General features: G+C 67.7%; 19 protein-coding genes. 8 read left to right on the plus strand and 11 right to left on the minus strand.

The genetic code is table 11. The features are described 5' to 3' along the window. Positions 1–125: 125 nt before the first annotated feature. Entirely contained in the window at positions 126–1625 is a 1500-nt protein-coding gene (locus tag RT614_RS24655; RefSeq protein ID WP_313624798.1) for an FGGY-family carbohydrate kinase, read from the minus strand. Positions 1626–1932: 307 nt separating this feature from the next. Further along, positions 1933–3015: a DUF1254 domain-containing protein gene (locus RT614_RS24660; protein WP_313624799.1), complete on the minus strand. Its 1083-nt coding sequence runs from the start codon at positions 3013–3015 to the stop codon at positions 1933–1935. A gap of 150 nt (positions 3016–3165) precedes the next feature. Here RT614_RS24660 and RT614_RS24665 point away from each other — a divergent pair, with 150 nt between their 5' ends. After that, a complete protein-coding gene (locus RT614_RS24665) occupies positions 3166–3762 on the plus strand; it encodes a hypothetical protein (protein ID WP_313624800.1) in 597 nt (198 codons plus the stop codon). Positions 3763–3838: 76 nt separating this feature from the next. Here the strand turns inward: RT614_RS24665 and RT614_RS24670 are convergent, their stop codons facing one another. Next, positions 3839–4396: an ureidoglycolate lyase gene (locus RT614_RS24670; RefSeq protein ID WP_313624801.1), complete on the minus strand. Its 558-nt coding sequence runs from the start codon at positions 4394–4396 to the stop codon at positions 3839–3841. Next, on the minus strand, positions 4393–4626 hold the full coding sequence (locus RT614_RS24675) for an Arm DNA-binding domain-containing protein (protein WP_313624802.1): 234 nt from the start codon (positions 4624–4626) through the stop codon (positions 4393–4395). Before RT614_RS24675 ends, RT614_RS24670 begins: the two co-directional genes overlap by 4 nt. A gap of 102 nt (positions 4627–4728) precedes the next feature. Here RT614_RS24675 and RT614_RS24680 point away from each other — a divergent pair, with 102 nt between their 5' ends. Beyond that, the gene (locus RT614_RS24680) at positions 4729–5109 is read left to right on the plus strand and encodes a cupin domain-containing protein (protein ID WP_313624803.1); all 381 of its coding nucleotides are present in this window, start codon (positions 4729–4731) and stop codon (positions 5107–5109) included. 8 nt (positions 5110–5117) lie between these two features. Here the strand turns inward: RT614_RS24680 and RT614_RS24685 are convergent, their stop codons facing one another. Both RT614_RS24685 and RT614_RS24690 read right to left on the minus strand, forming a co-directional pair. Continuing rightward, positions 5118–6359: an MFS transporter gene (locus RT614_RS24685; protein WP_313624804.1), complete on the minus strand. Its 1242-nt coding sequence runs from the start codon at positions 6357–6359 to the stop codon at positions 5118–5120. Between the two features lie 123 nt (positions 6360–6482). Then, positions 6483–7793 carry a HAMP domain-containing sensor histidine kinase gene (locus RT614_RS24690; protein WP_313624805.1) on the minus strand — a complete coding sequence of 437 codons (1311 nt, stop codon included), beginning with the start codon at positions 7791–7793 and terminating at the stop codon, positions 6483–6485. 140 nt (positions 7794–7933) lie between these two features. Here RT614_RS24690 and RT614_RS24695 point away from each other — a divergent pair, with 140 nt between their 5' ends. From RT614_RS24695 to RT614_RS24710, 4 genes are all read left to right on the plus strand, one after another. Beyond that, positions 7934–8587, plus strand: a complete 654-nt coding sequence (locus tag RT614_RS24695) for a response regulator transcription factor (protein WP_313624806.1) — start codon at positions 7934–7936, stop codon at positions 8585–8587. Between the two features lie 276 nt (positions 8588–8863). Next, a complete protein-coding gene (locus RT614_RS24700; RefSeq protein ID WP_313624807.1) occupies positions 8864–9439 on the plus strand; it encodes an RNA polymerase sigma factor in 576 nt (191 codons plus the stop codon). Between the two features lie 299 nt (positions 9440–9738). Beyond that, entirely contained in the window at positions 9739–12867 is a 3129-nt protein-coding gene (locus tag RT614_RS24705; protein WP_313624808.1) for a WG repeat-containing protein, read from the plus strand. Between the two features lie 2 nt (positions 12868–12869). Beyond that, entirely contained in the window at positions 12870–15755 is a 2886-nt protein-coding gene (locus RT614_RS24710; RefSeq protein ID WP_313624809.1) for a WG repeat-containing protein, read from the plus strand. Here the strand turns inward: RT614_RS24710 and RT614_RS24715 are convergent. Further along, on the minus strand, positions 15749–16609 hold the full coding sequence (locus tag RT614_RS24715) for an oxaloacetate decarboxylase (protein WP_313624810.1): 861 nt from the start codon (positions 16607–16609) through the stop codon (positions 15749–15751). The genes RT614_RS24710 and RT614_RS24715 overlap by 7 nt on opposite strands. Positions 16610–16714: 105 nt before the next feature. Between RT614_RS24715 and RT614_RS24720 the strand changes: the two genes are divergently transcribed. Then, a complete protein-coding gene (locus tag RT614_RS24720; RefSeq protein WP_313624811.1) occupies positions 16715–17608 on the plus strand; it encodes a LysR family transcriptional regulator in 894 nt (297 codons plus the stop codon). Positions 17609–17621: 13 nt separating this feature from the next. Here RT614_RS24720 and RT614_RS24725 read toward each other — a convergent pair whose 3' ends face one another. The 4 genes from RT614_RS24725 to RT614_RS24740 form a co-directional block, all read right to left on the minus strand. After that, positions 17622–18437 carry a siderophore-interacting protein gene (locus RT614_RS24725; RefSeq protein WP_313624812.1) on the minus strand — a complete coding sequence of 272 codons (816 nt, stop codon included), beginning with the start codon at positions 18435–18437 and terminating at the stop codon, positions 17622–17624. Positions 18438–18465: 28 nt separating this feature from the next. Then, positions 18466–19218 carry a PadR family transcriptional regulator gene (locus RT614_RS24730; protein ID WP_313624813.1) on the minus strand — a complete coding sequence of 251 codons (753 nt, stop codon included), beginning with the start codon at positions 19216–19218 and terminating at the stop codon, positions 18466–18468. A gap of 208 nt (positions 19219–19426) precedes the next feature. Further along, positions 19427–20233 (minus strand): pyrroline-5-carboxylate reductase, encoded by an 807-nt coding sequence (gene proC, locus RT614_RS24735; RefSeq protein ID WP_313624814.1) that lies wholly within the window; start codon positions 20231–20233, stop codon positions 19427–19429. A 36-nt stretch (positions 20234–20269) separates the two neighbouring features. After that, a complete protein-coding gene (locus RT614_RS24740) occupies positions 20270–21403 on the minus strand; it encodes an alpha-hydroxy acid oxidase (RefSeq protein WP_313624815.1) in 1134 nt (377 codons plus the stop codon). A 340-nt stretch (positions 21404–21743) separates the two neighbouring features. Here RT614_RS24740 and RT614_RS24745 point away from each other — a divergent pair, with 340 nt between their 5' ends. Continuing rightward, entirely contained in the window at positions 21744–23171 is a 1428-nt protein-coding gene (locus RT614_RS24745) for an FAD-binding oxidoreductase (protein WP_313624816.1), read from the plus strand. Positions 23172–23212 lie beyond the last annotated feature (41 nt).

Here is a 23212-nt window from a genome sequence, read left to right on the forward strand (position 1 = left end):
TGTTTGTGCAAGGGTGAGCCACCGCCTGCCGGGCGACCACGCCCTGTTGGCTCGGAAGTTTATACCTGGGAGCCGTCCGGCAGGGGCGCGATGTGGCTGCCCCTGGGGTTTTACCGAGAGGCCGGTCAGAACCGGATGCCCGCCAGGGCGTGCGACACGGGGGCCAGCGCGGCTTCGGCGGCGCGGAACTGCGTGTACATGCGGCGGTAGGAGTGGGATCGTTCCGGCTGGGGCTCGTAATGCTGGGCGGCGCGGGCCAGCGTGTCCTGCGCGGCCGCAAAGCTGCTGTGCTTGCCCAGCGCCGTCCACGCGGCAACGGCGGCGCCAAGTACGCCGGGTTGTTCGGCATGGCCGACGACGACGGGCCGTTCGCAGATGTCGGCCTTGACCTGGCACCACTGCGCGCTGGACGCCGCACCGCCGCCGAAGCGGATTTCGGCGACGGGCGCGCCCAATGCGGATTCGGCGCGTTCCAGCACGATGCGGTTCAGGAAGGCCACGCCTTCCAGCACGGCCCAGGCCAGATCGCCGGGCCCGTGGCGGCGGTTCAGGCCCAGGAACGCGCCCCGCAGATGCGGATCCCAGTAAGGCACGCGCTCGCCTTGCAGATAGGGCAGGAACAGGGCGGGCTGCTGGTCGCGGGGCGCGTCGAGCAGATCGCTCATCGCCTGGCCCACGCCCGCCATGCCGTCTTCGCCCAGCCGGCCCAGCAGCGGCAACAGCCATGCAACGGTGTCCGCGCCGTTCTGGCCCGGCCCGCCGATCTGATGATGGCCGCCGCCCCAGTCCACGGTCATGAGGCCCTGCGCCTGCACGGGTTCGGCGCCCACCGCGCCAAACACTTCGGTGGTGCCCGAGATGTTGTAGGCGTAGCCGGGTCGCAACGCGCCCAGGCCCGCGACGGCGGCCCAGGTGTCATTGGAGCAGGCAACCACCGGACGCCCGGCAAGATGCGCCAGCGCGCCCGGCAAACCCTGCTGAACCGGGCCGACTGTGTCCAGGGGATCCAGCAGGTCCGGCACCCAGGACGGGCTGGCCCCTGCGGCCGTCAGCAGATCAGCGCCCTGGGCATGCGGTTGGGCGGACGCAGCCAGCCGGGCCATCGACACCGTGTCGCTGGCCATGCGGCCCGTCAATCGGAAGTTAAGGTAATCCTTGGGTTCCAGCACCTTGTGCACGCGCTGGGCGTGCTGCGGCTCTGCGCGCATCAGCCACGATACGCGCGCCCACGGATGGAAAGCGTTGACGTGCCTGGCCTCGGGGTGCGATGCCGGCATGCTGGCCAGCCAGAGTCCTACGTCTGCCGCCGTGCGGGAGTCGCGCCATGTGATGGCCGGACGCAGCGGCGCGCCTTGCGCATCGACGAAGATCTGGGTGCGGGTGACACCACAGATGGCGACCGCCTCGATCGCGCCAAAGGCGGGGCCAGCCTTTGCAGCGAGCGTGTCGGACAGGGTTTGCAAACCGCGCCACCAAGCGTCCGCGTCGATGTCGTCCCAGCCGGGGCGGTCGCCGGAACCGGTGGGGCTGTCGATGTAGCAGGCATGGGCGATGCCGCCCGAGCCGTTGACCAGCGCGGCGCGAAAGCGCGTTCCGCCGAGGTCGACCGCAAGAACGTTGCTCATGACCGAGGCCCTGCAAAAGAAATCCGGAGACACGGCGGCGGCGTGTGGCGCACCGCGCGATGGGGCTGAAAGTGAGTCATGAGAACAGCTCTTGCGCGCAAACCAGACTGAGGCCGAAACAGGTATTTCGGCATGCCAATATTGTATTTCAGCGCGACGCGGGCGGCGTGATGCAGGCCGGCCCGATGCAGGCATTTTCACGCTGCACCGCAACACCGGATTGCCTGCCGCCTTCACTTCCAGCCAAGCTGGCGCCCCTGAACATGCGCAGGTCCTGGATATTGAAGTCGCGCTTCCTGGCGCTCGCCTACTTCCTGGGCGCCGCCTTGCCGCCGAACGCGAAGAGCCCCATCTGTGCGCCGGTGGCGCGCGACAGGTAGTCGTTCTGGAGCGTGCCGCGGCCGCCAAACAGCGCATCGGTGTTGGCGGCCTGCGCGGCGCGATTCTTGTCGATGTCGTTCTGGCCGTCGTGCATGCCTTCTTGCAGCGCGCGCCGCAAGGCCGGATTCAGCGCGCCGGTATCGTAGGGCTCGCCGGCACGCATGCCGATGCTGGCCATGCGTTCGCGCAGCCATTTTTCAGAGGCGTGCAGGGGCGCGAACTGCAGCAGGAAAGCCAGCTCGTCGTAGAACTCCAATGACGCGTACATCTGCGCCCGCGGCACCGGCGCGATCCAGTCCACCTTGGCCGGCGCGGCTGGCGCGGCGCGCTTGCGGAACGCCGACAGAGGTTCGATCTTGTAGCGCGACTGGATGCGCTGGGCGTTGTCCTGGTCGGCGGGGCTGAAGCGCTGCGTACGGCCGACTAGGGTCGCAAGCTCGGTCTCGGAGCGGAACACCTTGGTGATGCCCGCCGGCGTCTTGCCCTTCCAGGACGGCCCGGCCACCAGGAACGTGCCGCCCCCTATGCCGCGCGTGCCAAGGTACGCGATGCGGTACGTGTACAGGTCCATCAATTGCAGCGAGGCGTCGCGCCGTTTCTCGACGCGCGGCACGGTGATGACGATGGGTTCGGCGCGCAGGTCCAGCGCGGCATAGGAATACAGATAGGCCGGGTCCAGGCTTGCCGCCGCGGCGCCGGCCGTGCCGATCGGGTTGATGGTGTTGATCGGCCCCTTGTACTGCGCGCCGTTCTTGTCGATGCTGTAGGCGTACATGGCCTGGTAGCTGGCCACCATGGGCGCGCCGTACAGATAGGCCTCGCGCGCAATGCTGCGGGCCTGCTGCGCCGTGACGCCATCGATGCCCACCGATTGCGAGCCAGTCGCGGCGTCGGGCGACGTGAAGCTGCATCCCGCCAATGGGACGGCAAGCGCGGCAGCGGCAATCAAGCTGGTCAGCGGACGGCGGATGCCGCGGCGAAATCCGGTGCTAATCTGGCGGTGGCGCATGCATGGCTCCGACATTGCGAGAGTGGCGCCAATGCCCGGATGACGGCGGCGCGGCCCGCAAGGCTTGAATTCCGGGGGATTCTGGCATATTTCCCCTTCATGTCAAAGAATCGGCGCGGCGCGCCGGCATCTCAGGAACGGCACACCAGCATGGCAGCGCAAGACCCCAGCACAACAGGCCCGGACGGCGAGGCTTTCAACATTCGCGCGTCCTCGTACTTCGTGCTGCGGGCCGCGCATCGCTGCGACGCCTGCGGCAGCGTGTCGCCCGTCATTGCCCTGGCGGTGCCGCCCGGCCATGAAAGCACCGAAGCAGACCTGGAACTCGACGACGCCGACGCGGACAGCCCCGGCCTGGATCCGCAAGCGTTTCGCGATTGGCTGTTCGCTCCCGTGCAATGGCAGACAATTCCTGGCCCGGCAATGATTTCTTCCACCCGGGCGCTTGCGCCCGGCGTGGCGCAGACGCTGAGCGCGCTTGCGCCGGGCTACCGCCCGAACCCGGAACGGTCCGGGGAATGGAGCAATTTCTGCGAACACTGCGACAAGCCGATCTGGGACGGCGCGCTGTACCCGACCACGGGACAGGCCTTCTGCCCGGGCGGGCCCGAGGCCGCCGCACAGGTGTCGGCGCAGCAGGTGGACGCGCCGTTCGCCGCGTTCTACGGCATGTGCTGGACCGACAGCTACCGCAACAAGTGGCCGCTGTTTGCGCGCCTGGGGTACGTGTGCGACGAAACCGAGTGACGTCGCTACGGCGCCCGGGTGCGGACAACTGCCCTAAGCGCCTGCGGGCCTGATACGCGGCAAGCTGCGGACGGCTTCAGGCGCTTTGCAGCAAGTCCTGCGGCATGTCCAGGCGATGCGCCGGAATGGCGGCAAGGGCGCTTTCCGTGATGCTGGCGTCGGTGGTCAGGTGCTGGATCAGGTCCACCGTGGTGGAACGCCGCGTCAACATCAGGCACGTGACCTCGGCATCTGCAACCCGCGTGGCGTGCCAGCAGCCCGGGCGCATGCAGACGCCCTGCCCCTGCGGCACGTGGAAGGCGGCCAGCGTGGACAGGTCGGGACTGCCATCGGCGGCGCCGCAAGCCACCACCTGGATGATTCCGCCTGTCAGCGGAACGATGGCTTGCTGCGTGAGCAGGTGCTTTTCTAGGCTGTCGATGTCCAGCGCGCGGGTGCGGTAGTTGACCCAGAGCACTTCAGCATCGCCGCCTGCGCCGGTATTGAAGAGATGTTCGTGCCAGAAGTCGGTGGCCGGGTTCGTGTACAGCGGCACGCCGTTGCCGTCCGGCATGGGCTTGCCCAGCATCCAGCCATAGCTCTTGAATGCGTCCGGCGTGAGATCGAGAATTTCCAACTGCGGGGTGCTCGTCATGCGGATCCCTGTGATGGCTTGGCGCCGCGTTTGGGAAACTCGGCGTCGTAGTCGAAGTCGCCGCGCGCGATGGCCGCAAGGATGGCGGCACGCCTGTCGGCGGCTCGCTTGAGATTGGCGGCGGTGGGCTTGACCCGGATGCGCTCGACACAATGCCGGCCGTCAAAGAAGAAGCCGATCTCGATGGACGATTCCGAAGCGGGGCGCACCCCCTCGAATCCCTTGTTCATCGCCCGCTCTCCTTGATGCCGAAGGTCCACATGATAAACGTTTCAATGTGACGGCCGCGCTGTCATACACTGCCCCAACGCCCCCCTCCAAGGAAGCGCAACATGGCTACCGACCTGACGTCGCACTATGTGTACCTGGACGCCACCGGCGCCGCCGCCACCGTAGAGGGCGGCGACGCGTTCTGGTCGCAGTCTGGCGAAGACCTGGAAAAGTTCGGCCGCGGCTGGCTGGTGTCCGAATTCGAGTTCACCGCGGACTGGCCGCAATGGGAAATGCACCCCGGCGCCGACGAGGTCCTGCGCCTGATGTCAGGCGCGTGCGAACTGCACCTGGAATGGCCCACCGGCATCCAGGCCGTGACGATGCGGGCCGGCGACGCCTACGTGGTGCCCAAGGGCGCGTGGCACACCGTCAGGGTGATCGAACCCTGCCGCATGCTGCACATCACCATGGGCGCGGGCACGCAGCACCGGCCCGCGTAACGCTGGCGCTAGCCCGGTGCCCCGGCAGGACGCGCGCGCTGGATCTCGCGGTCGTCGATCGGCCAGTGCAGGGCCGCCGAAAGCACGCCCAGCGCCATCGCGCCCAGCCATATCAGGTCATAGGACCCGGTGGCTTCGAACACGACGCCGCCCAGCCACACGCCCAGGAACGACCCGACCTGATGGCCGAAGAACACGAAGCCGAACAGGGTCGTGATGTAGCGCACGCCGAACACCTGCGAGATCAGGCCGTTGGTGAGCGGAACGGTGCCCAGCCAGACGAAGCCCATGACTGCCGCGAACGCGTAGACAGACCACGCGGACAGCGGAAGCAGCACGAACAGCGCGATGGCCGCCGTGCGCACCAGATAGATGCCTGCCAGCAGGTATTTGCGGCGATGGTGCGCCCCCAGTACGCCGCACACATAGGTGCCCATGACGTTCGTCAGCGCGATGATGGCCAAAGCCGCCACCGCGTCCGAAGCCCGCAGGCCCTTGTCCATCAGATAGGCCGGCAGGTGCGTGCCGATGAACGCGAGCTGGAAGCCGCAGGCGAGAAAACCCAGGTTCAGCAACCAGAAACCCGGCTGCGTGAATGCTTCGCGGATGGCTGCCGGCAGCGACAGGTTCGCGTCGGGGGCAGCGGCATCGCGCTGGTTGCCGGAGGGCTCGCGCAGCGGAAACGCCAGGGGCAGCAGCACCATCAGCGCCACCGCGAAAGCCAGCAGCGCGGCCACCCAGCCCCAGCCTCCTATCAGCCACTGCGCCGCGGGAACCATGGTGAACTGGCCCAGGCCGCCTACGGCGCCAGCCACACCCAGCGCCCAACTGCGGCGCTCGGGCGGCACCAGGCGGCTGAGCGCACCATAGATCGCCGCGAATGCCGTGCCGGATAGCGCAATGCCGACGCACACGCCCGCCGTCCACATGAAGCCAGCGGGCGTGGTGGCATGGGCCATGCCGACCAGGCCCAGCGCGTAGAAGAACAGCCCGCCCACGATGACCTTGGCCGATCCGTAGCGGTCGGCGATCATGCCGGTGAAAGGCTGCACGATGCCCCACGTCAGGTTCTGCACGGCAAGCGCGATGGCGAAGGTCTCGCGGCTCCAGCCGCGGTCCATCGTGATGGGCAGGAGGAACAGGCCCTGCACATGGCGCACGCCCAGGGCCAGGCCCATGACGACGCCGCCGGCCAGCACCAGCAGCCACAACTGCGAAACATCCAAAGAAGACTTGCTTGAGGAGGACATGGCGAACCTCTGGCGTGGAACGTCGCCCCCGTGCGAGCGGGCATTGGCTCTATTACACGGGTGGTGCGCCGGCGATTCAACCGATTAATTTTTGTCCGCTGCATGCGCGGCGGGAATGTGAAGTCAGCCGCTGGCTCTCGGCAGCGCGACGGGCGCCTGGACCGAAAACACCGACCCCCTGCCCAATACCGACCGGACCGCCACCTTGTATCCCAGCAGTCCGGCCAGGCGCCGCACGATCGCAAGCCCAAGCCCCAGGCCCTGCTGCGCCGTCGGCGATCCCGGCGCGGCGGCGCCGCGCGTGAATTCGGTGAAGATCGCTTCCTGGGCCTCGGGCGCGATGCCGGCGCCCGTGTCCCAGACCTGAATCAGGGCGCCGCCTGCGCGGCGCCGCGCGCACAGCAGCACGCGGCCCGTTGGTGTGTAGGACAGCGCGTTGCCAAGCAGGTTGTCCAGGATGCGTCGCAACAGCGCCGGGTCCGTGTCCAGTTCGATATCCGTGGGCACCACGGTCAGTTGCAGCCCGCGAGCCCGCGCCTGCGGCGCATAGTCCTCGCACAACGCGTCGAACATCGCATCCAGGCTCACGCGCCGCGGCTCCACGCGTGTCAGATGCGCGTCCATGCGGGAGACATCCAACAGGCCGTCCAGCAGTCGGTTCAGGCCTTCCAGCACGGTTTGCTGGCGCTGCGCCACCAGCAGCGCATCCTGCGCAAGGATGTGCCCTTGCGCGGCGCGGTCGGCCAGGATGTCGGTGAATAGGCCCAGCGCGTGGACGGGCTGGCGCAAGTCGTGGCCGGCGGCGGCCAGGAAGCGGGTCTTGGCGTTGTCGGCGGCGGTGGCGCGGTCGCGCTCGCGTTGCAGGTTTTCGATGAGGTTGGTGTTCTCGTAGCGCAGGCCCACCGTGGTCTTGAGGCTGCGGTAGGTGACGGCGCTGAAGTACATGTTCACGACCAGCAGGCACAACGCGAAGGCCGCATAGACCAGGTGCAGGTTGTCGCCTTCGGCCAGGCAGGCGATGGTGAATGGCGCCAGCATGCCCAGCGCCGACCCCGCATAGGCCGGCGGATAGGCCGACAGCGAAGGCACCGCGCCGCTGCACATGCCGGCCAGCATCACGCAGCCGAACGCCAGCATCATGTCATCGTGCGACACCACGGCAGCCAGGCCGGCCAGTCCCCACAGCAGGCCCGACAGCCACGACAGCGCGGAAAACCCAAGCACCCAGCGGCCCGTTGCGGACGTCGCGACCTGCCGCCCCAGAAAGGCGCGGCTCACGCCCACGCGCAAGGCGGTCAGCAGGTAGATGGCGGCGGCCCATGCCGCCAACATCCACGGCGTCACGCTGTCACGCATCACGTAGGCGACCGGGATCACCACGACGAAATTGGCGAACAGCACGCCATAGGACTGGCGGTACAGCAGCCCTGCCAACGCGGATTGGAGCGCTCCAGTTGGCTCTGGGACGGCCAGTTCAGGTGTGGACGGCTCCGGTGTGGCGGAAGGTATCATGGTCTGGGCCGCAATGGGCGCGAGGGATCGGTCCCTATAATGGCGCGTCATTCTGACACATCATGTCACTCCCTCCCCCGATGAATTTGCCGCCTTCTCGAGTTCCGCTGCGCATCCTGCTGGCCGACGACCACGGCATCGTGCGCGAGGGCCTGAAGATGGTGCTGTCGCAGGCCCAGGCGCCCATCGGCGCGGTGGACGAGGCCGGCACCGGCGAACAGGTGCAGGCGCTGCTCGCCGCGCACGGCGCCGACCTGCTGGTGCTGGACCTTGGCATGCCCGGGGTGTCGGGGTCGGGCTGGGTGCGCGCGCTGCGCCTGCGTTATCCGGCGTTGCACATCATGGTGCTGACTGCGAACACGGACGAACGCACCCGCGCCGCCGTGCTAGAGGCCGGCGCAGACGCCTTCCTGGCGAAAACCGGCAGTTCGCAGCCGCTGCTGGCCGCGATCTCGGACCTGGCCAGCGGCGCGAAGCGTCCGCGCGCCGCGCATGCCGCTTATGCCCACACGCCCCACGAAACGCTGACGCGGCGTGAGCAGCAGGTGCTGGCCATGGCGGCGCGGGGCGCCACGGCAGCGCAGATTGCAGAAGACCTGCACATCAGCCCGTACACCGCGCGCAAGCACCGTGAAAACCTGATGCGCAAACTGGGCCTGCACAGCACCGCCGAGCTGGTTGCCTACGCGGTGCGGTTGGGACTGCCCACGGGTTAAGCGCATCACAGCACGGGCCGGGTTTCTCGTCGCCGTCGGCCCGAAAAATACGACACCCATCGTATTTTCCGCAGGGTATTACGTCTCTAGACTGGCCCGGCAGCGCTTCGCCATCTCTGTACGTCCAGACACCCGGCATCGCAGGCGCTCACTCAACTCCTATGCCGTCACCGTTGCGCGCCGCATTTGCCGGCCCGAGGCAGCCTTGCGCCCGCATGCGGGCCGCACGGTTCGACGCACGGAGCGCCCCGTCCATGAACAAGCCGCACCGTCTCCATGCACCCTGCTCCCGTCCCTCGCCGCCCCGCCAACGCCGTCATGGCGCCTGCCCTGCCCGCCGATCCGGTCGCGGATCTGGTGCGCGAGCAACGCGACCGGCTGCGGCGCTTCGTTGCCCGGCACGTGGGCAGCCGGAGCGTGGCGGAAGACATCACACAGGACGCGCTGGCGGAAATGGCGCTGTCCTATGACCGGTTCCGCGGCGAGAGCAAAGCGTCGACGTGGCTCTACGGCATCGCGTTGAACCTGATCCGCAACCACCTGTCGCGGTCGCCGGAACGGCGGTACTCATTTGTGGACATCGACATGCTGGCGGCGGAGCCCTGCGCCGAGCCCGATCCGCCGGCGCGGGCCGAATGGCGGCAGATGGTCGGCATCGTGGACCGCGCGATGGAGGAAATCCCCGAGGACCTGCGCACGCTGCTGCAACTGGTCGCCGTGGACGAACTGTCTTACGAAGAGGCCGCGAAGCAGTTGGCCGTGCCGATCGGCACGGTGCGAAGCCGCATGTCCCGGGCGCGCATGCACTTGCGCATGCGACTTCAGGCGCATGGCGTCTGCCTGGATTCGTGACCGTGCAGGCAAGCCCTGATGGCGGCAGTACGCGTGGCGACGTTCATCACCGATGCGCCTTGACGCGAAAAACCGCCCACTTAAACGCAATTAGGGGCTTTTGGACGCCGTTTCGTGCATCGCGGGCCAACGAGGCGCCGCCTGTTAACGCTTCGTTTTCAATAGTTACATCTACCTGAATTCGCGTAGCTACTGCTGGTTACAGTGCTGCCTTCCTATTCCATCGGCAGGCATTCGACCATGTGGCACGCCCGGCTTGGCACTTCCGTAATCGCGGTTTCCGTCCGCGCCCGCGCGCGATGAAGGCGCGGCATTTCCTGAAACCTGCCGCGCTGGCGGCGGCGCTGACCGGGTCGACCCTTCTGCCTTTGGCCGCGCAGGCCATGCCCGAATGGATGCAGCAGTGCGCCACCAGCTACTACGGCGAGGGATCGGGCACATCCTGCCACCAGCCCTATCACGAAGGCTTGGCTGCGGTGCTGGCCGGCACCGCCGACGAGCAATCCAGTGCCTGGGGCTACCTGGACAAACAAGGCGGTATGGCCATTCCTCCCGCCTACGAAGACGCAAGGCCGTTCCAGAATGGCCTGGCCGCCGTCAGCCGGGACAGCCTCTGGGGCTACATCGACAAGAAGGGCAAATGGGTCATCGAGCCGCGCTTCACCGATGCCACCGGATTCAATGCCGAAGGCACTGCGCTGGCCGAAGACAATGGACACGACGTGCTGATCGACCGCCAGGGCAAGGTCATCAAGACCTTTCCGCTGGGCACGCGCACGTCGGGCTTTCAACCCGGCCAGAAGCTCGCCGGCATGGAAATCCCCACGCCTCCCCGCCTGTTCAACACCGCGACCGGCAAGCCCGCGGCGCTGCCGGACGGCGTGATGGCCCTGGCCGCGCCCACCGGCGACTACCTGCCGGCCCAAACGCGCGATTCGCGCTATGGCGGCTGGTGGGGGCTGCTGGACAGCCGCGAAGGATGGTCCATCCCCCCGCAAGTGCTGCGGTCCGTGGCGCCGCCCATGCGGGACGGCGACGTGGTGGCGGTGAACCGCGAGCCGCGCGGCTGGCAATTCGTGGACGCCCGCGGCGAGCCGCTGTCTTCCGACCTGTATGAGCAAGTGGAATTGCTGGCGCCGGGCCTGTGGCTGGCGCGGTCGGGCAGGGGCAAGTCAACGCTGCTGGACGGCTCGCTCACACCTCTTCATACGTTCAACGGCGGCTATGTGGGTGTAGTGAAGCGCGACGGTTGGGCTTACGCGGCCGAGCCCGGCATGACGCTGCTGATTGATCCCTCCGGCAACCACCAACTCCTGCCGCTGCGCAGCGGCAAGGTGGAAATCCTGCAGGGACGGGCGTGGGTGTATGGCCTTCCCGCATGGGGCGGGCGTGCTCCGACCGACGCCCCCGCGGACATGAGCCCTGCCGACGAGGCAAAAGCCGCTGCGGACGCGGCAGCGGTTCAGGCGGCATCGGTGGCCGAGACCGCAGCGGCGTTCGAGACGCCGCCTGCCGAAGCAGAGGCCTTTGCGGAACACGCCGTCATGGCGGCATCCGCAGCGGACGCCGCAGTGGACGCCGCCGTGCCCACCCTGGCGGCCGACGCTTCGAAAGACACCAGCGATGACACAGCGCTGGCGTTCTCGGAAGCGGATGTTGCCGCGGCGGTCGATACCGCGGCGGCCGATGCCGCCGACGTTCCGCAGGACGCCGCCGTCGCCCAGAGCGACGAAGGTCTACTGCACCAGATCTACGACCCGGATGGCCGCGCCTTGGTGGACGCCGCCACCGTTGCCCGCCTGCGCGGCTACGACTTGAGCCCCTTCCACTATGCCCGCGCGGCCGGCGCCAGCGCCAAGGACGCGCCGCTGGCGTTGTTGCGCCCCCGCGATTACGAACAGCCGCTCGGGATCCTGACCGCGACTGGCGCCATCGTCACGAACGCCGACTGGAACGACATCGACACCTACGATGTCTCGATGCCGCTCGTTGCGCGTACGAAAGGCCGCGCCGCTGGCGCGATCGGTCCGGACGGCGCGTGGGCGGTTCCACCTGAATTCGCCGACATGCGCGCATTCAAAGGCCCGTACACCTGGGCCCGCCGGCAGGACATGAAGCGCGGCGACGCCGTGCTGATCGACGAGCACGGCCAGACCGTGCCCCTGCCCGCCGACGTGCTGGAAGACGCGTCCAAGCTGGACGGCGACCTGGTCCACTACCGGGCGTTGAACGAGAACCGGCAGCGCCGTTGGGGCATCTGGAACGTCCGCACCGGCGCGCCTGCGCTCAAGCCCGTCTACGAGCAGATACAGGAATTCGAGGACGACTTCGCCAAGGTGCAGGACAAGGGCCGCTGGGGCGTGGTCAACCGCGAAGGCCGGTGGGTGCTTCCCGCCGCCTATAACGGCGCCTACGACATGGAATACCTGGGCGACGGCCTCATGCTGGTCGACGCGCCCGACGCCGCGCGCAAGCGCGGCGGCTATAGCGAACGCGCCTATCGCCTGGTCAATCTGCGCACGGGGAAGGCGAGCGAAGTGGTCGTCGGAAAGCCGAAAAAACTGCAAGGCGGACGATATCTGGGTGAACTGCCCGACGGGAGCGCCGCGCTGTTCGACGCGCAGGGCGTGGCCACCCGTGTTTCAGAAGGCCGCCCGGAAAGGCAGGAGCAGTACGGAGACTGGATCTACGTCAAGTACGACGAGCGCGAAGGCGCCATCGACGCGCGCGGCAACATGAAAGTGCCCGCCCGCTATGGCGAGTTCAACCCGTTCTTCACGCAGCCCGAAGGGCTGGCCCGCGCCAGCATCGGCACGGGCTACCGCGTGATCGACCAGACCGGCAAGACCATCCTGGAAAAGCTGGGCGACGGCACGCCGTTGGCGTCGATGCAGCGCATCGTCTTCGGTGACGACAACGATTCGTCCAGCATCATGGTGGACCTGCAAGGCCGTGAAGTCGCGCGCCTGGCCGGCCGTTACGCCATCAACGACCGCAACGCCAGCGAAGGCGTGGTCCCCTATGGCGACGCGAACGACAAATACGGATTCATCGACGCGTCCGGCAAGCGCGTGGTGGGCGCGCACTTCGACCAGCTCGGCGCCTTGAAGAACGGGCTTGCCAAGGCCCGCCGCCTTGCCCGCACGGGAAAGCTGTATGGCTACATCGACCTGACAGGCCGCTACGCCATCGCGCCGGCCTTTACCTGGGCCGACGACTTCCAGGAAGAACGCGCCCTGGTCCGCCGCGATCGGCTGGTGGAGTTCATCGACACCAAGGGCAAGACGACGGCGCTGTTCGGCGTGCTCTGCGACACGATGGTGATCGTGGACGCCCAGGACCGCCAAAGCTGGCCGCCGCAGAAGCTGACTTGCCCCGAAGCCGCCGACATCCCGCCGCCCGCAACCGAACACGCCCACGCAGAATGATCATGACGTCACGCGCGCTACGAATCACCCGCATTGCCTGCGCCCTGGCCGCGCTGGGCGCGTCCCTGTCCGTGCAGGCCCAATCCGGCCATGTGTACTGCCTGCAAGACGGCAACTACACCGCCTACCCCGCCGCGGACGATATCTCCGCGCGCAATCCCTTTGGCAACGGCTGCATCCGCGATCTGTCCGACGGACGCGCCGCGGTGCTGCTTCCTTCGGCCATCGAAAACATCGACCGCGTGCCGCGCAACGGATCGCTGCGCCGCCATGCGTGGGGCTTCCTGGACCAGAACGGCCGCGTCGCCATCGAACCCATTTTCGAGGCGGTGCGCGACTTCCGGCACGGCCTGGCCGCCGTGCAATGGCAAGGCAAATGGGGCTTCATCGACACGAACGGCCGGATGGCGGTGCGCCCGCGTTATGAGGCGGTGCAGGACTTCGTGGAGATCGGGCTGGCGGTGGCCACGCTGGACGGAAGGCCGGTGCTGATCGACCGCCAGGGCAACCCGGCGGGCGCTCCGCTCGAGGACATCGTGCGAGCCATCCACCTGTCGGACGGCGTGCCAGCGCGCGCCACCGTCCAATACAAGGAGGAATACCGTTCGGCGACCGGCGAGCGGCGCTATGGCGAAAGCGGCGTGGTCATCACCAGGCCGCTGGGCGACAAAGGCCTGTACGTCGCCTCGAACGGCGAGGCCAAATACGGCGTCGTGGACAAGGATTGGAACTGGGTCATCCAGCCGGTGCTGGACGATATCTTCGTCCACGACGGCGGGAAAGTGGCCACCGCCTACGGGCCCGAAGGCTCGGTGATGGTGACCGCCGAGGGCAAGCTGATCGGCGAGGACCAGCATTACGAAAGCATGAATCCGGTGGGCAAGGCCTTCTGGAGCGCGGCGCTGCCGCGCCGGGCAGGCTTCGCGGTGCTGGACGTGAACGGCGCGGTCGTGGCCACGCTGACCCAGGACGAAGGCCAGGCCTCGCAGCGCCATGCCGACACCATCGTGTATCCGTCCGGCGAAAACCTGATGGCGCTGGTGCCGGGACGCGCATCGCCCATCACGCTGGGGCGCGGCTTGAGCGCCACGGACGAGCTGGAGGGCTACGTGTTGTTCGTCGACGGCGCGAGCCAGGCCGCCGGGCTGCTGACGCCCACGGGCGCCTGGCTGCACGAGGACACGGCGCCCGCGTGGCTGGCCGACACCGGACGCCTGGACGTGCGCGACGGCAATCTGTGGATGTCCGATGCGCGGGGCCGGCTGCTTAACGTGGTGGACAAGGACGGTAAGGCGCTGCTGAAGTCCGAGACCACGCAGGCGTTGCAGGACCAGCCGCTGCAGCCGCTGCCCGCCGGCGTGCCAGGCGGCCCGCTGGGCCTGCTGGGGCAAGACCATTGCCACTGCGGCGGCGCGGAGGCCGGCGCGGGCCTGGTGCTGGCGGACGGCAGCATCGTGACCGATCCGTCGTGGACCGCCGTGACGCCGCTTGACGCCGGCGATGACGCCTCCCTGAAGGCAGACCAGCTGCGTTACGCCGCCGAGAGCGCCGAGGGCATGGTGTTGCTGGACGCGCGCGGCAAGCCGGTGGACCTTCCCGCGCAGCAGCACATCGGCGAGTTCCGCCACGGATACGCGCAGGTCTATGGCGACGGCGTGGTCCGCATGATCGACCGCTTGGGCAAGACCTACGAACTGCCCGAGAACTTCGACACGCAGGTCGTGGCGCCCGGCGTGGTCCGCTTCCTGAAGACGGCGGCCGACGGTGCGCCGTGGGGTCTGTATGACTTCGTAGCCGGCAAGGAGCTGGCCGCGCCATCGTTCCGCAGCATCGGCGAATTCCAGGACGGCCAGGCCGTCGCCTCGCTGGGCCCCGGCCGCGTCGGGGTCATCGACATGCAGGGCCGCTGGATCCTGCCGGCCAGCCACCACGGCGCCGAACGCGTGAACGACAAACTGTGGCTGGTGTCGCAGCCCGGAAAGCAGGAAAGCGAATACGAGCGTCCCACCGCGGTGTTCAACGCCAAAGGGCAGGCGCTGACCGCCTTCTTGCGCGGCCTGCAGGTGGGCGATTACGGGGATGGCTCCGTCAGCGCTGGCAACAGCGAACGGCGGTGGATCATCTCGCCGGACGGCGCGGATGCGCTGGACATGAAGGATGCCGACTACGTCCGGCTGGGCGACTGGATGGAGATCCGGCGCGCCGACCGCCAGGGCTACCTGAACAGCGTGGGAAGCTGGCAGATCGAGCCCACGGCACAAGCCGGCACCGCGTTCCAAGGCGCGCCTGCGCGGGCGCTGTCGTCGACCGCCACGGGAACGCGCGTGATCGACGCCAACGGCAAGGTCCTGGCCACGCTGCCTGCCGGCGAATGGAGCTGGCCGCGCGGCTCGGACTCGCTGATCCGCCACTACACCGGGAAAGACGGAACCATGACCGACTACACCGACCTGGCCGGCAAGTCGCGGCTCACGGTCGAGGGTCTGGGGTCGGCGTATTCCGAAGGGCGCGCCGTGTCGCAGGTGTCAGGCGGTGGAGTGCGCTGGGTTGATGCCAAGGGCGCGCTGGTCGGCCCCGCCTTTGACGCGCTGGGCGCAATGCGTGGCGGCCTGGCGCCCGCCAGCGACGACCGCCGCTATGGCTATGTCGGAAGTGATGGCAAGTTCGCCATTCCGGCGGAATTCCTGGCGGTGTCCGGATTCGCAAACCAGCGCGCGGTCGTGTCCACGGAAGACGACTCGCGGATCATCGATGCGGCTGGGCAGACACTGGCGTACGTGCAGATGCAGTGCGGCGTCCGCACGCTGTACGGCGCCGCCGGCCAGCGCCTGTGGCCCCTGCGCATGCCGCAAGGCTGCAAACGCACCACCGCGTCGCGCGCCTACTGAGCGTCCAGCGCAAGGTAACGGCGCGTCTGCACGATCTCTTCGCGCTCTTTGAAGCTGGTCAGCCGGTCGGCAAGCGCGCTGCTGTCGCCGGTCTGCCGGATGGCCGCCAAAATGGCCTGCATCGCGTGGATCGCCGCGCGTTGCAGGTCTGACGGAATGATCGCCAGGCGGTAGCCCATGGCAGCCAGATCCGGCAGCGGCACCAGCGGTGTCTTGCCGCCATAGAACATGTTGATGAGCTTCAGGCCCGGCAGGCGATCGGCAATAGCTTGGATCTGTTCCAAGGTTTCGGGCGCTTCAACGAAGATCATGTCGGCGCCCGCCTTCAGATAGCGCTCGGCGCGCGCGATGGCGGCGTCGAAGCCTTCCACCGCGATGGCGTCGGTGCGCGCGATGACCAGCGTGTCGGCATCGGCCAGCGTCTGGCGCGCGATGTGGACCTTGCGGCACATCTCTTGCACGGTCACCAGGCTCTTGTCGTCCAGGTGGCCGCAGCGCTTGGGAAACGACTGGTCTTCGATGTGGAACGCGGCGACGCCCGCGCGCTCCATGATGCGCACGGTGCGCTCCACATTGGCCGATCCGCCAAACCCCGTGTCCGCATCCGCCACCACGGGCAGGCCGCTGGCGTCGACGATCTTTTCCACGCGGTCCATCACTTCCGTGAAGCTGAGCAGTCCGATGTCGGGATAACCCGCCGCGCGCGCGATGGCGCCGCCGCTGGCGTACACGGCGGAAAAGCCGGCGTCGGCGACCAGCCGCGCCGACATGCCGTCGTAGGCGCCGGGCGCCACGACGATGTCCTGGGCCAGGCGCTGGCGCAGCAAGGCGCCGGGTTTGAGCGTGGTGTTCATTCGAATTCCTTCAATGCGATGGGACGGATGAGTGCATCATCGATCTGACGAACTAGAATGTCCAATATATGGAAAATTTATGATCGGTACTTTTTAGATATCAATATGGAACTTCGCCATCTGCGCTATTTCGTTGTCACTGCCGAGGCCCAGCACTTCACACGGGCGGCGGAACTCCTGGGCATCGCGCAGCCGCCTTTAAGCCAGCAGATCCGTCAGCTAGAGCAGGAAGTGGGCACGCCGCTGTTCGACCGCACCGGGCGCGGCGTGGCGCTGAACGACGCCGGGCGCGCGTTCCTGGCGTGCGCGCAGGACATCCTGCAACGCGCGGATGCGGCGGTGCGCACGGCGCAAAGAGCCGCGCGCGGCGAGGTCGGCGAACTGATTCTGGGCTTCACGGAATCCGCGTCGTTCAACGGCGTGGTGACGGAGCTGATCCGCCAGTATCGGGAGCGTTACCCGGAGATTGAGATGACCCTGTCGCAAGGCGACAGCGAGACGCTGGTGGCCCAACTGCGCGATGGCGTGATCGACGCCGCATTCGTGCGGCCGCCTTTTGCATTGGATGGCGGCCTGACGTTTGTGCAGCTTGTCGAGGAACCGCTGGTCGTGGCGCTGCCGCTGGGGCACGCGCTGGCGCGTCGCAAGCGTCTGGCGCCGGCGGACCTGGCGCAGGAAAACTTCATCCTCTATTCGCGCAAATCGGGCTACGGGCTCAGCGCGGACATCATGGCCGCATGCCGCCAGCACGGCCTGAGCCCGGTCGTCGGCCAACAGGCGCCGCAATTGTCGTCGGCCGTGAATCTGGTGGCCGCGGGCATGGGCGTGGCGATCGTGCCCGCTTCGCTGCGGCATCTGCGGCCGGACGGCGTGGTCTACCGCCCCTTCGCGCTGGACTGGCCGCGCGCCGTGCTGGGACTGGCGCTGCGCCAGAACGGCCCTTCGGGCGGACGAACCGCGAACCTGCTGGCGCTGGCCCGCGAAACGCGCCTCGGGTGATTCTCAGTGTGCCTCAGTCGTCGTGCGATTCATGCACGGCCACCGCGCCGCGCTTCCAGTAGCTGGCCGCGCGGATGCGGCTTTTGTCGATGCCGTGCTGCGCCACCATGATCTCACGCACGGCCTTGGCTGTGGCTGATTCCGCCGCGACCCACACATAGCCTTCTCCAGGCGGCAACGCCAGTTCGCGCGCCGCTTCCAGCAGCAGTGTGCTGTATCCCGGCGCCGTGCCGTCGCGGTGCAGCCAGCGCACCGTTGCGCGCGCGGACGTGGCTAGCGCGATTTCGTTGGACGCGGCCGGCACTTCAATCAGCACAATCGCCTGCGACGTGGCCGGCAGTTCTTCCAGGCGGCGCGCGATGGCGGGCAGCGCCGTCTCGTCGCCGATCAGCACGTGCCAGTCGAAGGCCTTGGGCACCACGAAGGAGCCGCGCGGCCCGCCGATGCCCAACTGCTGGCCGGCTTCGGCCTGCTCGGCCCACGTCGAGGCGGGGCCGTCGCCGTGCAGCACGAAATCGATGTCCAGTTCCTGGCGCGTCACGTCGAAGCGGCGCGGCGTGTAGTCGCGCGCGGCGGGCTTGGGCGCGCCTTCCGGAAACTTGATGCCGTCAGGGCCGGCGCTGGGCAGCACGGGAGGCTGCGAGGGATCGGCGGGAAAGAAAATCTTCACGTGGTCGTCGAAAGACGCGGACACGAAGTCCTGCAGGTCTTCGCCGGTGAAGGTGACGCGCGCCAGCAGGCCGGCGATGCGTTCGACGCGAGCCACGGTCAGCATGCGCATTTTCAGGTTGTGGCGTACGCGCTCTACGTTCAGGTCGCTACGGGTCATGGAAACTCCAAAATTTATCGGGACGGGATCAACAGCCGGACTTGCCGGTGATCTCGTCGGTGGCACGCGCCAGGATGGCGGCGATGCGGCGTTGTTCAGCGGGCGAGGCGTCGGTGCGGTCCAGCAACGCGCGCTTGAGGCCTTGGCGCGCCGCCACGAATTCAGGCACCCAGCCGGTGCGGGCATCCTCGCCCTCGGGGCCGGTGGCGCGAGGCTCGCCGCTCCAGGCCTGGCGCATCCAGTCCATCTTGCGCGCCACGCGCTTGAGCTTGTTGAACATCAGCGTCAGGCGATCCCGGTTGGCGTCCAGATGCGCCCGGCCGGGTTCCGACAGGTGATAGCGCTTCTTGGCGCCCTCTTGCTCGACGGTGGCGTAGCCCAGTTCTTCCAGGTAGGTCAGCGCGGGGTAGACCATGCCGGGGCTGGGCGTGTAGAAGCCGTTGCTGAGCGCCCCCAGCGCCTTGATCAGCTCATAGCCGTGGCTGGGGTTCTGTTCCAACAAACCCAGCAGCATCAGCTGCAGATCGTCGCTGGAAACCTTGCGGCTGCGCGTGAAGCCCCGGCCGTCGCCGCCGAAGCCGTCGGCGTCGCCGCGGCCGTTGGACGAGCCCGAGAACCAGTCGCCGCCGGCGCTGGCGTGGCGATGGTGGTGGCGGCCACCGTGGGCGTGATGCCCGTGATGGTGGGGGTGGCCGTCGTGATGAGGATGACCCTGGCGCCCGTGGGCGTGGTGGCCCTGGAAAACGCTTTGGATCGCGGCGACGAAATGGGGATGGCGCATGATTTGGCTCTTACGATGTATCTTACGACATAAGTCGTACGATATACCCGCCTGCACCAGGCCGTCAATCCCGCCTTTCCAGCATCCCGGTAGCCAGCCGGCGCGGCGCAGTCGGGCAATGGAGCACCGACTACAGCAGCCGTCCGCGTCGCCCCCGCAGACCCACGCCCCGCCGATTGTCCGGAGCCACGGGGGAAATGAACCTGCCCTACCCCGCGGACAGTTCGCGGGCCCGCTGTTCGGCCTTGTGCACGGCCTGGGTGATGGCCGTGGCCACGCCCGCTTCCTGCATGTGCGACAGCGCGGCATAGGTGGTGCCGCCCTTGGAAGTCACGCGTTCCTGCAGTTCGGTCAGGGGCACGTCTTCGCTGGCGGCCAACCCGGCCGCGCCGCGAAACGCCGCCACCGCCAGCCGGCGCGCGTCGGCCGGCGTGAATCCGAGTTCGACAGCGCCCTTTTCCAGCGCCGCCATGAAGTGGAACACGTAGCCGGGGCCGCTGCCCGTCACGGCGGTGACCGCATCGATCATGGCTTCGCTTTCGGTCCAGATGCGTTCGCCGACGGCCGCGAACAGCGCGTCGACGCGATCGCGTTCGGCCTGGCCGCAGCCCGGCGTGGCGTACAGGCCCGTCATGCCCAGGCCCACCTTGGCGGGCGTGTTCGGCATGGCGCGCACGATGCGCGCGTGGCCGCCCAGCCAGTCCGACAGCGAGGCAAGTTCAACGCCCGCCGCAATGCTGACAACCGTGGCGTCGGAGGGCAAATGCTGCCGGATCTGGCCGCAGGCCTCTTGCAGCACCTGGGGCTTGGTGGCCAGCACGCACAGCGCGGCGTCGGCCAGGCCGGCGTCGACGCTTTCGCGGCAGGGCAGCCCGCGCGCGGTCAAGGCATCGCGCGTCGGCGCATAGGGCTCGATCACGAGGAAATCGGTCAATGCCCGGCCCTGGCCGAGCAGCCCGTCGATGATGGCGGAGGCCATATTGCCCCCGCCGATGAAGACGATCTTTTCACGCATGTTGCTTCAGTTCCAGAGAATGGATTGCAGGTCCGGTCAGCGCTTGCGCACCGCAGCGGCGTTTAACGCGCCGATGCAGTTGCGGCCAAGCAGTCTAAGCGTATTTTCCAGTTCCGCGCGCAGAATCGCCAGTACCTCGTGCGCGCCCTTGGGTCCTCGGCCGGCCAGCCCGTACAAAGGCGCGCGGCCCAATAGCACGGCGCGCGCGCCCAGCGACACGGCCTTGGCGATATCGCTGCCCCGTCGCACGCCGCCGTCCACCAGGATCTCCATCGACTGCCCCAGTTCCGACGCCACCTCGGGCAACAGGTCCAGCGGGCACGGGGCACTTTCCAGCTGGCGTCCGCCATGGTTGGACAGCACCACGCCGTCCACGCCGTGCGCCTGTGCTCGCCGCGCGTCGGCCAGGCCCTGGATGCCTTTGATGACGATCCGCCCGCGCCACGCGCGGCGCAGCCAAGCGATGTCTTCCCAGGTCAGCGCCAGATCCATCTGCCGGCTCAACGCCCCCGCCTGCTCGGTGATGTTCTCGCGGGCGTTCGAGCTGACGGCAAGGTTCTTCAGTTGGGGCCCGCCGTAGCGCAGCATTTGCCAGCACCAGGCCGGGTGCGCGGCCAGGTCCAGCAGCAGGCGCGGCGACGGCCGCAGAGGAAGCTTGAATCCATTGCGCTTGTCGTGGTCCCGGTTGCCATGCACGGGAACGTCCACGGTCAGGAACAGCACCGTAAAGCCGTTCTGCCACGCGCGGTCCATCAAGTGTTCGGCAATGCGGCGGTCGCGCTGCACGTATAGCTGCAGCCAGAGTTCGCCCGCCGTCGCGGCGCGCACGTGCTCCAGCAGGGAGGTCGACGCGGTGGACAGCACGAAGGGCAACCCGGCGCGGTGGGCGGCCTGAGCCAGATGGACGTCAGCCTCGGGCCAGAACAGGCCATTCAGGCCGGTCGGGCCCACGATGGCCGGCATGGCGGCCTGCGCGCCCAGAATACTTACATCCAGGGCGCAGTCCGTCACGTCCACCAGCACATCGGGACGAAACTCCAGCCCGGCATAGGCGGCCGTGTTGCGGGCCAGCGTCGCGCCGTCCTCGGCGCCGCCTTCCAGATAATCGAACGCCAGCCGGGGCAGCCGCCTTTGCGCGTGCCGCCGGTACTCCATCACACTGGGAAGCATGTCCCTTCCTTGGTCTGGGCGATAAAATTTAAAATTGCAATTCGAACATATCGATTGTATTTCGATCATTTCGATCGCCGCAATCAGGGTCAGCCATTAGGCGCTTCACGTCGCGGACAGGCATAGCGACTCACCGCGCAAACCTTGCCAGAATGCGGGTCCCCGGCGCTTGCGCGCTTGCGCGATGCCCAGACGCCAACGATCGCGCGCCCCTAGGACATACCCTAAAATCAATCGATATACGATTATTCAAATCGAAAAGCGATTTAAGTAATCGTATGCTGTGCCTCAATGCGCTCGGGGTTTTATCGACTCCCCAGCCCTATTCGGGACCACAGACATGACCAACGGCATTACCTTGCTAGACGCGTTGACCCAGGCCCTGGGCCAGGACGCCATCCTTCATTCCGAGGCCGACACCGCCGGCTACACCGAAGACTGGCGCGGCCGGTACAAAGGTCCCGCCCTGTGCGTCGTGCTGCCCGGAAACACGCAGCAGGTGTCCGATGTCGTGCGCCTGTGCAACCAGCACGGCACGCCCGTGCTGCCGCAGGGCGGGAACACCAGCCTGTGCGGCGGCGCGGTTCCGTCCGCCGCCGGCAAGCCGCCCGTCATCGTGAACCTGTCGCGCATGCGCAAGATCCGCAACGTCGACGCGGCGAACAACTCCATGCAGGTCGAGGCTGGCTGCGTGCTGGCCGCGGTGCAGGAAGCCGCCGCCGCCAGCGGCCGCCTCTATCCCATTAGCCTGGGCGCCGAAGGCTCGTGCCAGATCGGCGGCACCATCGCCACCAATGCCGGCGGCACCGGCGTGCTGCGCTACGGCAACACCCGCGACAACATCCTGGGCCTGGAAGTCGTGCTGCCCGACGGCCGCATCTGGAACGGCATGACCGCCCTGCGCAAGAACAACACGGGCTTTGACTTGAAGCACCTGTTCATCGGCGCCGAGGGGACGATGGGCATCGTCACCGCCGCCGTGCTAAAGCTGCATCCGCTGCCCACCGCCCACGCCGTGGCGTGGCTGGCGCCGGACAGCCCGCAGGCGGCGCTGGACATCCTGGGCCTGTTCCAGCGCGCTTGCGGTTCGCGCCTGTCGGCCTTCGAGATGATCGACAGCAATCAGCTTGATGTCGTGATGGAGCACGTGCCGGGCCGCAAGAATCCCCTGGCGGGCGCGCACCCGTGGCACGTGCTGGTGGAACTGTCCGACACCGGCGACAGCGCCGGTCTGCAGGATCTGCTGCAGGAAATCCTGGAGCAGGCATCCGAACAAGGACTGCTGCATGACGCCGTGGTGGCCAGCAACGACACCCAGCGCGCCGCGCTCTGGGAAGTGCGCCACAGCGTGTCGGAAGGCAACAAGAAGGCGGGCGTCGGCCTGACCACGGACAGCGCCGTGCCGGTGTCCAGCGTGCCGCGCTTCATCAAGGAAGCCACGGACGCCGTGCGCCGCCTGGTGCCGGACCTGCCCGTGCTGATCGTCGCGCACCTGGGCGACGGCAACGTCCACTTCATTCCCTTCTTCACGTTCGACGATTGGGACGCCTTGCCCGACCGGGACGCCATGGCCGCCGCCATGCGTCGCGCGGTCAACGACGTCGCCGACGCCCTGGGCGGCACGTTCAGCGCCGAACACGGCGTGGGCCGCACGTCGCTGGCCGAAATGGCGCACTACAAGTCCCCCGTCGAACTGGACATGATGCGCGCGCTGAAAACCGCTTTCGATCCTTCCGATCTTTTCAATCCCGGCCGCTTGCTGCCCTGAGCCGTCGTTCTTGATCCGTAGTCCCTGACCCGCAGGAGTCT

This window comes from Achromobacter sp. (assembly GCF_032102605.1).
Lineage (GTDB): Bacteria > Pseudomonadota > Gammaproteobacteria > Burkholderiales > Burkholderiaceae_B > Achromobacter.

What these genes read in the sequence shown, in the direction of transcription:
- RT614_RS24655 (WP_313624798.1), bottom strand. Translation starts at nt 1,625, where the DNA reads ATGAGCAACGTTCTTGCGGTCGACCTCGGCGGAACGCGCTTTCGCGCC.
- RT614_RS24660 (WP_313624799.1), bottom strand. Translation starts at nt 3,015, where the DNA reads ATGCGCCACCGCCAGATTAGCACCGGATTTCGCCGCGGCATCCGCCGT.
- RT614_RS24665 (WP_313624800.1), top strand. Translation starts at nt 3,166, where the DNA reads ATGGCAGCGCAAGACCCCAGCACAACAGGCCCGGACGGCGAGGCTTTC.
- RT614_RS24670 (WP_313624801.1), bottom strand. Translation starts at nt 4,396, where the DNA reads ATGACGAGCACCCCGCAGTTGGAAATTCTCGATCTCACGCCGGACGCA.
- RT614_RS24675 (WP_313624802.1), bottom strand. Translation starts at nt 4,626, where the DNA reads ATGAACAAGGGATTCGAGGGGGTGCGCCCCGCTTCGGAATCGTCCATC.
- RT614_RS24680 (WP_313624803.1), top strand. Translation starts at nt 4,729, where the DNA reads ATGGCTACCGACCTGACGTCGCACTATGTGTACCTGGACGCCACCGGC.
- RT614_RS24685 (WP_313624804.1), bottom strand. Translation starts at nt 6,359, where the DNA reads ATGTCCTCCTCAAGCAAGTCTTCTTTGGATGTTTCGCAGTTGTGGCTG.
- RT614_RS24695 (WP_313624806.1), top strand. Translation starts at nt 7,934, where the DNA reads ATGTCACTCCCTCCCCCGATGAATTTGCCGCCTTCTCGAGTTCCGCTG.
- RT614_RS24700 (WP_313624807.1), top strand. Translation starts at nt 8,864, where the DNA reads ATGCACCCTGCTCCCGTCCCTCGCCGCCCCGCCAACGCCGTCATGGCG.
- RT614_RS24705 (WP_313624808.1), top strand. Translation starts at nt 9,739, where the DNA reads ATGAAGGCGCGGCATTTCCTGAAACCTGCCGCGCTGGCGGCGGCGCTG.
- RT614_RS24710 (WP_313624809.1), top strand. Translation starts at nt 12,870, where the DNA reads ATGACGTCACGCGCGCTACGAATCACCCGCATTGCCTGCGCCCTGGCC.
- RT614_RS24715 (WP_313624810.1), bottom strand. Translation starts at nt 16,609, where the DNA reads ATGAACACCACGCTCAAACCCGGCGCCTTGCTGCGCCAGCGCCTGGCC.
- RT614_RS24720 (WP_313624811.1), top strand. Translation starts at nt 16,715, where the DNA reads ATGGAACTTCGCCATCTGCGCTATTTCGTTGTCACTGCCGAGGCCCAG.
- RT614_RS24725 (WP_313624812.1), bottom strand. Translation starts at nt 18,437, where the DNA reads ATGACCCGTAGCGACCTGAACGTAGAGCGCGTACGCCACAACCTGAAA.
- RT614_RS24730 (WP_313624813.1), bottom strand. Translation starts at nt 19,218, where the DNA reads ATGCGCCATCCCCATTTCGTCGCCGCGATCCAAAGCGTTTTCCAGGGC.
- proC (WP_313624814.1), bottom strand. Translation starts at nt 20,233, where the DNA reads ATGCGTGAAAAGATCGTCTTCATCGGCGGGGGCAATATGGCCTCCGCC.
- RT614_RS24740 (WP_313624815.1), bottom strand. Translation starts at nt 21,403, where the DNA reads ATGCTTCCCAGTGTGATGGAGTACCGGCGGCACGCGCAAAGGCGGCTG.
- RT614_RS24745 (WP_313624816.1), top strand. Translation starts at nt 21,744, where the DNA reads ATGACCAACGGCATTACCTTGCTAGACGCGTTGACCCAGGCCCTGGGC.